The organism is Natronomonas salinimetallica (assembly GCF_013839515.1).
Taxonomy (GTDB): Archaea; Halobacteriota; Halobacteria; order Halobacteriales; family Haloarculaceae; genus Natronomonas.
Map to the genome: position 1 here is coordinate 1 of NZ_JACDNQ010000017.1, position 7371 is coordinate 7371.

Below are 7371 nucleotides of genomic sequence, written 5' to 3' on the forward strand. Positions count from 1 at the left end.
ACGAAGAGACTTGGATTTGCTAAATCTTGGATCGACAAATTCCTGGGTCCCTATTTGCAAAAATTATCTTGACCATTACGCTCTGCCAGTGGCCCCACCCTCAACGAGCGAGGCCGCAAGGCCGAGCGAAGTAGGGTGGGGTCGGTTACAGAGCAGGCTATTCGAGACCACCAAACATTCACATTCGCATTTTCGAATATTATAAACTCTTAATACTACCGTTGGTCTACTGTACCATATCGTAGAGACTGTTGGTTGGGCTAACACTGATATCGGCCGATCGGTAGTCCCAACCGGCAGTCGCCGGAAACGAAGCGTCATACGAACAGAGGATTAGAACCAGAACCTCACAATCATGATCTACATGGACCACGCTGCCACGACGTACCCCCACGAGGACGTTGTCGAGGCGATGCAACCGTACCTCGAAACGCACTACCGAAACCCGTCGGCAGCCTACGCATCGAAAGAAGCAGAAGCCATCGCTGACGCGAGAGAATCGGTCGCGAGTCTACTTGGAGCCACCCCAGAGACCATCGTATTCACCGGCGGCGGTAGCGAAGCGGACAACCTCGCGATCAAAGGTGTCGTCGACGCGGTGGATGGCGACCACGTCGTCACGACGACAACCGAACACTCGGCGGTCATCGAGACCGCTGACTGGCTCGAAAATCACGGCGTCAGCGTCACGAGAGTGCCACCGGGACCAGACGGCCGTGTCGACCCTGCGGACATCGAGGACGCCATTCAGCCGGACACAGTGATCGTGTCCGTTATGCACGCCAACAACGAGACCGGTGTCATCCAGCCTCTCGAGGCTATCGGCCAAATCACGGACGGGTACGACGTGTACTTCCATTCAGATACCGTCCAGTCGGCCGGGAAGATTCCGGTCGACGTTGACGACCTCGGGCTGGACCTGACAAGTCTGAGTGCTCACAAGTTCTACGGGCCGAACGGCGTCGGCGCGCTGTACGTTCGAGACGGCGTCGATATCGAACCCCTCATTCACGGCGGGGGACAGGAACACGGGCTCCGGAGCGGCACCGAGAACGTCGCCGGGCTGGTCGGGATGGGGAAAGCCGCTGACCTCGCGAGAGCCGACATGGACGAGCGTCACAGCCGACTGTCGCAACTACGCGACGAGTTCGTCGCTACCGTCCGCGAGACGACGGATGCTGAGCTGATTGGCCATCCTGAGCACCGACTCCCAGGTTACGCGATGCTTTGCTTCCCGGGACGATCCGGGGCGCAGCTAATCGATGCCCTCGCAGACCAGGACATCGCCGTCTCCGGTGGCTCGGCCTGTCACTCGGGAGACCCGTCGCCATCACGGGTCCTCATCGAGATGGACGTCGACCCAGATCTGGCAATGGGGGCCGTCCGCTTCTCGATGGGCCGAGAGACGACCGACGAAGACGTTGCGTACGTCACCGAAAAGTTACAAGAAGTGCTTCACGAAGTTCCTGCATGAGCGACGTCGAGAGCTTCGTGCGGTTCTGCGAGAGCGAGTTCGGCTCGGCGGTGATGGACCGGGAGGCCGCATATATCAAGCAATACGTAGCTGCCGATGATCGGATCCTCGACGTCGGCTGTGGTATCGGTTCGCTCGAAGAGCGATTCACCGACTACGATATCGTCGGTATCGATATCTCAGAGGCGATGGTCAAGACAGCACGACAGCGTACTCCTGCACCGTTTCTGGTCGGCGACGTGCGGACACTCCCAGCGCGAACTGACGCGGTGGACGCCGTCGTCTTCGTGGCGACATTAGAGTTCATTTCGGAGATTGATGCTGTCCTTGAGGAAGCAACTCGCGTGCTCCGACCGGATGGTGTGCTCGTCGCGGTGATACTGAATACGCGATCCGAGTACGTCCAGTCGAATCTCCAGCGAGAAGGGTCGTACTTCCAGCGGATGGTTCATCGGGACTCCGAGGCGCTGGCCGACCGAGTACTGAACGCTATCGACGGAACACGGGAGTACTTCCTCGGCATTGCTGACGAAACCGTCGTCGAGAGCAGTGATCCGACCACCGCTGCGGTTACTGCGGTTGTGGGGACTCCTAATAGTAATTCCAAATGACCTTGGCGACAGCGTTCCACGGGGAATCTAATGGCTGATTCTGACGAGAACCTCGACTCGCCGCTTTTCGAGGCGAAACGGTACGATGAACCCTCGGTCTTTACCCCGGAGTCCCTCGTCCGAGAAGCGCGTCGCCAGAAAGGCCTCCCCGAGCGGTCCGTTCCCGACATCTGCGTCCTCGACCCCGATGGGGACATCGTCCGACATCTGGTTTCGACCGGCCGTGCCGAGGCGGACGCGACGTGGCCCGGCTATCACACGGAACTCTACAGGTTCGAGTTGAACGACGAGGAGATCGGAATAATCGGGTGTGCGGTCGGCGCGTCGTTCGCGGTCCTGGTCGCCGAACAGCTGTTCGCCGCCGGCTGTCAGTTCCTCGTGAGCGTGACTTCTTCCGGCCAGATCGTCCCGAAGGACAATCCACCGTATTTCGTGCTCATCGAAATGGCACTACGCGACGAGGGGACTAGTCACCACTACCGCTCCCCAACCCGGTATGCGACCCTGGATGCCGACCTCCGTGATCGGGTCGCGTCAGCGTGTCAGTCCGCCACCCGTCCGGTCTATACAGGCGCGACCTGGACGACGGACGCACCGTTTCGAGAGGCGGAAACGGCCATCGAGCGAGCTCGCTCGGAGGATATCCTCGCAGTCGAGATGGAAGCTGCCGCGCTCTACACGTTCGCCGACGAACGGGGCCTGCCCGTCGTGTGTTTTGCCTACGTGACTAACGAGATGGGACAGGGAGATGGTGACTTCGAGAAAGGCGATGCGAACGGGAGTACCGCAGCCTTAGAGATTATTGAATCTACCATTACCGGGTGGGGATCCCCGAACGCGAGTGAACGATAGGGAGCACGTCGTAGGGTACGAGCTAAATCAAAATACTGGTCCGGCTGATTGCGCTGTTACAACTACTCGGGATCTTTGGGGACAGGGTTTGGAGGCACATATCTTTTCGCTGGTTTTGGGGGGGAACACCTGCTCGGTGTGTCTGCAACTCGAGCGATTAGGACAGTTGTTTCGTCAGTTCTACGCTCGGAATCTCCGGTGTGTCGGGGCCACTTGCATCGATTTCGCGCTGTTTTTCGAATCCGAGTGTTTCGTAGAAGCCAACAGCGTTTAGCGACGCGGGAACGATTAGCTCCTCTACGCCTTCCTGTCGTGCGATTGTTTCGAGTTCCTCAACAATTGTGCGCCCGATTCCTTGTCCTGTGTAGTCGGGATCAACAAATGTTGCAGCCAGCACGTTCTCGTCGAGGTGGATGCTCCCCCAGCCAACGATCAATCCATCCAATTCAGCAATAATTGGACGGCACGAATCGTCGGTAAACTCATCCTCAGGAATTTCCTCAGCATCTGGCTCAGCGGGTGCCAGAAGCGCAAGCTGTTCGTCCGTGTAGTACTCTTCTCCGTTCTCTCGGAACGACTCCGATTGGATACGCGCCATTGCTGCTGCGTCTTCAGGAGACGCCTCTCGAAGAGAGACCATTATGCGAACAAGCAAACAGCTAGAATAATACGCTGACGCTGGTGAAGAGGGAAACGGGAATCGGATAGTAGCGGTACTCACCCCGTGGTAGCCCGACTCTGAGTGGCTACGCTGTCGAAAGTGGCCGAAATTCGCGTATATGGTTGATATTTCAACAATATGGGCCGTTTGGAGAGGAATCCGAGTCAGTTTCTGATCTCCGATTCGGCCAAAACCATGCATCACAGGCCCGCTATACCCACTGTAGCCTCAACTTCCACCGGTTCGGGTTTGATATCGCAACAAACGGTTTATTCGCTGAACGCCCGGACGCTCTCGAAGGATCCCCCGACGAGCGCGTCCGTAAGCGCTTCGCGGTCGATTTCGGGTGTCTCGCGGGGATATTTCCGCTCGAAGTGCCCCAGGACGTTCCCGACGTCACGGCCCAGCAGTTCGCGGCTGTTTTCGTGTTCGGCCGGGACCGCCTGCGGCCAATCGAAGACAGTTACGCCGTCGCTCGCGACGAAAACGTTGTACTCGCTCATGTCGGCGTGGACGTAGCCGGCGTCGTATGCCGTCGCCATCTCCTCGAGGACGAGATCACACACCCCGATGACCTGCTCGGGCTCGAGTTTTACCCGGGAGAGCTCCACGCCGTCGATCCGCTCCATCACGATGGCGTGGCGGTTCTGATCGACCGGTCGCGGCACCGAAACCTCCGGATACAGCGTCTCGAGCGCGTCGTACTCCCGTTCGGCGGCCTTCCGGGCGGTATAGAGCCACGAGCGGTGCTCCTTGTCGGCGGTGTACTCCCGCTCTTTTTGTACCTCTCGAAAGTTCGTGTATCCCTCGCGGTGGTACTTCAACGCGAACGGTTGGAACGAGCGTGCCTCGTAGACGTCGCTTTCTTTTCCAACACCCAGCGGCGCGCCGACGCCGTCGATCGAGTCGCGCTCGGAGAACGTCCGCAACGCGAGCGCGTCGTACCCCTCGAATGTGAGCCGATAGCCCGTGTATTGGATCGTCTTCCGCTCGAGGAGCTCTCGGTCCATACACCGATCGATCCGGTAGTCGACGTCCTCGCCGTCGAGCCGCGAGAACTCCGGGAGCTTTTCCTCGGCGACCCAACGCGAAAACCGCATCCCGTGCTCGATGCCCGACAGCAGATGGAAGTCCTCGGGCTCCAACTCCGCCATCACCGTGGCGACGTTCTGTACCATCTCACCCCGACTAGTCGTCCGATACTCAAAAGCACCCCGTGTGCGGGACGGGGGGGCCTCGATAAAGTCTATTCCGCGATATCAAAACCGCCAACGCGGTGACGTCACAAGTTCGGAGGGTACGGCGATACGGAGCGACGGTTATGTATCATTTATCTGGCTCAGGTGGAACGATACCCGTGACCGGTGATCGGTTCGAATACGTTCACCCAATTCGAGGCGGAGACACCACCCTCAACGAGCGAGCGGGGCCATCGCCCCCAAGCGAAGTAGGTGGGGAGTTCACTGACCGGGCATCGAATGATCGGCCTCGAGGTCTGTGTCAGCGCGGTCCTCTTCCCCGACGTACCGGTCTCCGAGGTAGTAGACGACCTATCGGCGCAGAAACGACGGGAGGTCGAGACGCTCCGGCGGCCCCTCGTCGGAGTCCCCCTCCGTCGGCGGTCGAAGTACGTCCGGGAGCGCCCGATCGGAGACCGCCCCGTCCGATCCGGCCCCCCGCTCCGGCTCCGCGCCGTCGGACCCGACGAGATGCTCCCAGATGTCCTCGTGGTCCTCCTCCGCTTCGAGGTCGAGTGCGTTCGCCCGTCCCTCGTCGTGGGCGAGTTCGATGATCGTCTCGTCGTACGCGTCGGGGCAGTTCCGTCTGAGACGGTCGTAAGCCTCCTCGTCGGGAGCACCACACACCGACGCGACGCCGAGCGCGTACGCCCGTTCGAGGACGTCCTCGGTGGTGTAGGTCCCCTTCTCGTCGAAGTGTCGGTCGTACATCTACGGCCCCCGGCTCGACCCGACGCTGAGGCCCCCGCCGCCGAACGAGAGGTCGTGAATATCGGTGTCAATTTGTGTCCCCCGCATCTTCAGGACCTGGATCCCTCGCTGCATCCCGCCGTCCTCGAGGAAGTTGTGCATGAAGACGACACCGTGGGCGAGATAGTGTTCGTCGGTGTACGCGCTCGGATCCGTCATCTCCGAGATCAACACGACGGTCGCGTCGGTTCGCTTCAGCGAGGTCAGAAACTGTATGGTGTTGTGATCGGTGTCCGAGAGAAAGTGCTCTAAGAGCATCGTCGAATCGACGACGACACGCTCGACCCCGTTGGAGTCGATGAATCCGGTGAGACGGTTGACGAGGCTCGAGGCGTCGCGGTGTTTCCCCGGCGGACGAAACAGCCGCTTTCCCTCCGAGGAGAACACGTCGACGAAGGTCATCCGGTCGGTTTCGACGGCCCGCTCGAACCCGAACCCGTACCCGGACATGTCCTCGACGATGTCCGCCCTGGATTCGTGCATGCTCACGAACAGCCCGTTTTCGCCCTCTCTCACCCCTTCGACCAGAAACTGTGTCGAAAGCGTCGTCTTCCCGCTTCCGGGCGGCCCCGACAGTACGTACAGCCGACCGGCCGGCAGCCCCCCACCGACGAGTTCGTCCAGTCCCGAAACACCGCTTGAAACACGCATACCTACAGATGCACGAATCTCGGTTATAATATGTCACTTCGACTCAGTTTTCAAACTTCGATGCGGCCTTCGGGGTTCGCTTCGGCTTCCGCTCCCCGATCATTCTCCGACCACGAGCCGCCTTCGCCACATCGGGGGAATCATTATACTTGCGGGCGGGGTACGTAGGCCAACGCAGGGTCGCCAGATGACAGGAACGAACGCCGCCACACACCGGTAATGTCGCAGAGGTACGTCGGTGCGATCGATCAGGGCACCACCGGAACACGGTTCATGGTCTTCGACCACGGCGGACAGGTGATCGCAAGCGCCTACGACGGCCACGAGCAGCTCCATCCGGAGCCCGGCTGGGTCGAACACGACCCGATCGAAATCTGGCGGAGCGTCGAACGCGTCGTCTCCCGCGCGCTCTCGGTGGCTGACCTCGACGCCGAACAGTTGGCGGCGATCGGGATCGCAAACCAACGCGAGACGACGGTCGTCTGGGACGCCGCCAGTGGCAAGCCGGTGTACAACGCCTTGGTCTGGCAGGACCGTCGGACGACCGACCGCGTCGAGGAACTCCGGGCGGCCGGCACGGTCGAGGAGATCCGCGAGAAGACCGGCCTGGAGTGTGATGCGTACTTTTCGGCGACGAAACTCGAGTGGATCCTCGACAACGCCGACCCGATCAAGCTCCGACGTACCCGGCCCGAGGACGTCCGCGACCGTGCCGAATCCGGCGAGTTGTTGATGGGGACGATCGACTCGTGGCTCATCTACAATCTGACCGGCAACCACATCACGGACGTCTCCAACGCCTCCCGAACCATGCTGTATAATATCTACGACCTCGCGTGGGACGAGGAGCTGCTGGCGGAGTTCGACGTGCCGGCGGAGATGCTGCCGGAGGTCCGGCCCTCCTCCGACGAGAATCTCTACGGTCACACGGACCCGGACGGGTTCTTGGGCGCGGAGGTCCCGGTTGCGGGGGCGCTCGGCGACCAGCAGGCGGCGCTGTTCGGCCAGACCTGCTTCGATGTGGGCGACGCGAAAAGTACCTACGGGACCGGGTCGTTCTACCTGATGAACACCGGCAACGAGGCCGTCTCCTCCGACCACGGACTGTTGACGACGGTCGGCTTCCAGCTCTCC

Annotated in this window: 8 protein-coding genes; 4 read left to right on the top strand and 4 right to left on the bottom strand. The window is 60.5% G+C overall.

What is annotated here, in order from left to right; all coding sequences use genetic code 11:
• Positions 1-364: 364 nt before the first annotated feature.
• From HZR14_RS12350 to HZR14_RS12360, 3 genes are read left to right on the top strand one after another with little or no spacing between them, the layout of a single operon-like run.
• The gene (locus HZR14_RS12350; RefSeq protein ID WP_220132564.1) at positions 365-1474 is read left to right on the top strand and encodes a cysteine desulfurase family protein; all 1110 of its coding nucleotides are present in this window, start codon (positions 365-367) and stop codon (positions 1472-1474) included.
• Positions 1471-2085: a class I SAM-dependent methyltransferase gene (locus tag HZR14_RS12355; protein WP_181693181.1), complete on the top strand. Its 615-nt coding sequence runs from the start codon at positions 1471-1473 to the stop codon at positions 2083-2085. Before HZR14_RS12350 ends, HZR14_RS12355 begins: the two co-directional genes overlap by 4 nt.
• Before the next feature lie 30 nt (positions 2086-2115).
• The gene (locus tag HZR14_RS12360; RefSeq protein ID WP_181693182.1) at positions 2116-2937 is read left to right on the top strand and encodes a nucleoside phosphorylase; all 822 of its coding nucleotides are present in this window, start codon (positions 2116-2118) and stop codon (positions 2935-2937) included.
• 157 nt (positions 2938-3094) lie between these two features.
• Here the strand turns inward: HZR14_RS12360 and HZR14_RS12365 are convergent, their stop codons facing one another.
• The 4 genes from HZR14_RS12365 to HZR14_RS12380 form a co-directional block, all read right to left on the bottom strand.
• Positions 3095-3577, bottom strand: coding sequence for a GNAT family N-acetyltransferase (locus tag HZR14_RS12365; RefSeq protein WP_220132565.1), 483 nt, complete (start codon positions 3575-3577; stop codon positions 3095-3097).
• Between the two features lie 290 nt (positions 3578-3867).
• The gene (locus HZR14_RS12370) at positions 3868-4776 is read right to left on the bottom strand and encodes a serine/threonine-protein kinase RIO2 (RefSeq protein WP_181693183.1); all 909 of its coding nucleotides are present in this window, start codon (positions 4774-4776) and stop codon (positions 3868-3870) included.
• A 372-nt stretch (positions 4777-5148) separates the two neighbouring features.
• On the bottom strand, positions 5149-5547 hold the full coding sequence (locus HZR14_RS12375) for a DUF8057 family protein (protein WP_181693184.1): 399 nt from the start codon (positions 5545-5547) through the stop codon (positions 5149-5151).
• Positions 5548-6237: an RAD55 family ATPase gene (locus tag HZR14_RS12380; RefSeq protein WP_181693185.1), complete on the bottom strand. Its 690-nt coding sequence runs from the start codon at positions 6235-6237 to the stop codon at positions 5548-5550. It lies immediately after the preceding gene.
• A gap of 219 nt (positions 6238-6456) precedes the next feature.
• On the opposite strand from HZR14_RS12380, the gene HZR14_RS14480 reads away from it, so the two are divergent.
• Positions 6457-7371, top strand: a 915-nt coding sequence (locus tag HZR14_RS14480; protein WP_255479262.1) for an FGGY-family carbohydrate kinase, incomplete at its 3' end; no start/stop codon positions are given.